We start from the raw sequence: 2,746 nt of genomic DNA, 5'->3' as shown, positions 1-2,746 counted from the left end.
CGCCGGGGCTGGGGGCGTTACTTTAATCCATCGCGGGGGGCGGCGACTAACGGCATTTTGTGCAAAAGAGCAAAAGATTGGGCGCTGGTTCCGGCCTCTTCGCGAGCAGGCTCGCTCCCACAGGGTCTGATGTACGCATTCCAATGTGGGAGCGAGCCTGCTCGCGAAAGGGCCAGCCCGGTCAACATCAAACCTCGCTGATAAAGGTCCCGGTCCCATCGAGAATATTCTTCAAAGTCTCAACAACCTCATCCATATCCACCATATCCGGGTTGAAGCTGATCTCCAGCACATCATCGCCATTCAACGCATCGGCATCCGCCGCAGCAATCTCGATCTTCAGCAGTTTCGAAGTCAGCGTGACCTTCACCCCGTCAAGCGTCGAAGGCTCGCCATCCAGGGTGATCTCCAGCTCATCCTCATCCGGGTAACGGCTCATCAGGAACATCTCGCCCTTGTCGCTGTGGCAGCAGAGCATGGCCATGTTGTCTTCTTCGTCGTCGCACGGGTTGACGATCAGTAGGGCGGTGGTCATTTGCATGGGGGAATCCTGGGCAGTGGCGGCGATGAATCTGTTCGAAGGCGCGATTTTGCCAGTCTCTGCTCGTTCGCGCTGCCTGCATCGGTAAAAAGTGGCAAAGCAGGACATTTCCGTCGCCCAGTTCCGAGTAGCAAGAAGGGAAAATCCGACGCCAGCGTAAGGCGATTACCGGATGCGCAAAATCCACCCGAAATTGCGTTTTTTCGCTTGTGATCGCGGCCTTTTTACCGTTAGTTTCGGCGCTCTTGCGCAATGGAGTGCGTTACGACAACCCCAAAAAGGGAACTTTGCCATGACCCAATATTTCGACCGCGCCGAAGAAATCCGCCACCTGTCCGATGAACAGATCGAGGAAATCTACAAGCGCTATCTCGAAGGCGAAAAAACTGCCGCGCTGATGGCGGAATTTCAGATCCCTGCAACGGTGCGCAGTCTGCTCAAGGTTCTGCCCCCGGTTATCAGTGCCGACCTCAGCTGTCCTTACTGCAAACTGCCGATGTGGGTGCGCCGACACGCCAGAGGTACTCCGCTTTCGCTGCGCAGTACCTTCAAATGCGTACGCTGTGAGCACCAGCAAAGCCTTCCCGGCACCAATACCCGCCACACGACTTGCAGCTGCACAGAATGTTTCAAAGTGCGCCAGCAGCAGCTTGCCGCCCGGGCCGCGCGTGATCGCCTGGAATTGGAAGCTCGATATGGTGCGCGATGCCCCGCAGTGCCTTACGCCAATCTGGGGTTTGTGCAGAAGCTGACGTTGCTCGCTTTGCTGGATGATGGTTACGGCGCGACCGTTGAATGGATTGCGCCGTTGAATGCGCCATCCAGAGAAGAGCTGCTCGCCCTGACGTTCGAGGCCCGTGAAGAGTTGCTCAAAAGCCTGCACGAAGCCGGGGTGCTGGCAGTCTCCACCGATTCCGACATCAACGCCTTCGATCGCAGCGAGGGCTGCAATATCCGCGAGTACGGCGCGGTGCGCTGGCTGCCCAGCGTCACGCTCGACGGCGTAACGCGCTGTGCCCGCGAGAATTTGTATCAGGTGCTGTATCAGGAGTTGTCGGGCAGCGTCAAAGCCGCCTGGAAGAGCGAAATCTATTCGCTGGTCTTCAGTCTCGCCCGCGAAGCGTCCATTCAATACATCCGTGTGCTGGCCGCTGAAGTGGATTTTGCCTTCACGGCCGAGGCCCGTGCCGAGGAGGTGGTCGGGCAGTTGCTGCAGGACTTCTCGGTGAGTCAGTTGTATTACTTCGCCCGCTTGGCGGTACGAAACGCCGCGCACTTTTATGCCACCGGCAATTCCAAAGGGCGCAGTCACGCCTCCAACACCATACCGCGCAACATGCTGGGCACGGCGCAGGACGCGCTCGCGCGCAATTGGCGCAAGAACGCCCATCGCGATGCGCGAGTGCCGCAAACGGCCTTGCAGCGCTTGCTCTACGACGTGGTGCTCAAGGACAGCGGCGCCGGATTTTCCAAATCGCCGGGCATGTACTGGCGTGACGAACTGGTCCCGCAGTTCTTTTCCGCCGTGGCGTTCGACAGCGACTTGCTCAGCCATCTGCGGCTGTTCTGCCGCGAATGCGATTCGAGCAACATTGACGCCAGCATGGACAAGCAGATCCTGCAGACGATGTGCTACGACTGCGCCACGGTGAGCAAATTCAGAGCCTTTGAGGAACTGCCGGACTGATCCGCGTCAACCGCTGGCGCTGAACCGGATGCCACGCTCAGGGTCGATAACAGGGCCTTGGGCGTTTTCGTTTCCGGATATGTAACGTCCTCGGCGACCGACCTGGCACGAAAGTCCCGTGAAACCGGGGTTTCGAACCTGCATTTCGGCGCACGCCTGCTAGTGTTGATGCAGGCCAAACCCTGCATTTACGTGCCAATGACCGAATATGTCGCAGCACCGCAAGCAGACACATTGTCGCACCCATTAAGCTGCGCAACGGATGAGCACCCGTAAAGGCATTGCTGGCAGCGCTGGCAGTCGCTTTTGCAGATGCTCATTCATGGAAGGTGAATGTGACCTGAGTGTCCCGTCCAGCTTCACCCACCTGTCTCCCTGTTTCCTCTGCCCGAGAATCAGGAACAGGGCGACACCAGCCCCGAAAGGGGTGTTGCACGCGACGCTTTCCATCAATAACAAGCTTAAGCGGAGTACCACAGATGGCGTTCTTCACCGCAGCCAGCAAAGCCGACTTCCAG

At 58.2% G+C, this 2,746-nt stretch carries 3 protein-coding genes; 1 reads left to right on the top strand and 2 read right to left on the bottom strand.

The genetic code is table 11. The annotated features are described in order from the left end of the window. Positions 1-187: 187 nt before the first annotated feature. The gene (locus D8U61_RS11940) at positions 188-541 is read right to left on the bottom strand and encodes a hypothetical protein (RefSeq protein WP_016774987.1); all 354 of its coding nucleotides are present in this window, start codon (positions 539-541) and stop codon (positions 188-190) included. A gap of 292 nt (positions 542-833) precedes the next feature. Here D8U61_RS11940 and D8U61_RS11935 point away from each other — a divergent pair, with 292 nt between their 5' ends. Continuing rightward, the gene (locus tag D8U61_RS11935; protein ID WP_130926989.1) at positions 834-2,228 is read left to right on the top strand and encodes a hypothetical protein; all 1,395 of its coding nucleotides are present in this window, start codon (positions 834-836) and stop codon (positions 2,226-2,228) included. A gap of 316 nt (positions 2,229-2,544) precedes the next feature. On the opposite strand, the gene D8U61_RS27900 is transcribed toward D8U61_RS11935, so the two are convergent. Continuing rightward, positions 2,545-2,746, bottom strand: a 202-nt coding sequence (locus D8U61_RS27900; RefSeq protein ID WP_206663084.1) for a hypothetical protein, incomplete at its 5' end; no start/stop codon positions are given.

Origin of the sequence: Pseudomonas sp. Sample_14 (genome assembly GCF_004307515.1) — a bacterium.
Classification (GTDB): domain Bacteria; phylum Pseudomonadota; class Gammaproteobacteria; order Pseudomonadales; family Pseudomonadaceae; genus Aquipseudomonas; species Aquipseudomonas atacamensis.
This window is presented reverse-complemented; position numbering and strand designations above follow the sequence as displayed.

Bases quoted from the DNA above. Each gene is read 5' to 3' on its own strand.
- D8U61_RS11940 (WP_016774987.1), bottom strand. From the start codon at position 541: ATGCAAATGACCACCGCCCTACTGATCGTCAACCCGTGCGACGACGAA.
- D8U61_RS11935 (WP_130926989.1), top strand. From the start codon at position 834: ATGACCCAATATTTCGACCGCGCCGAAGAAATCCGCCACCTGTCCGAT.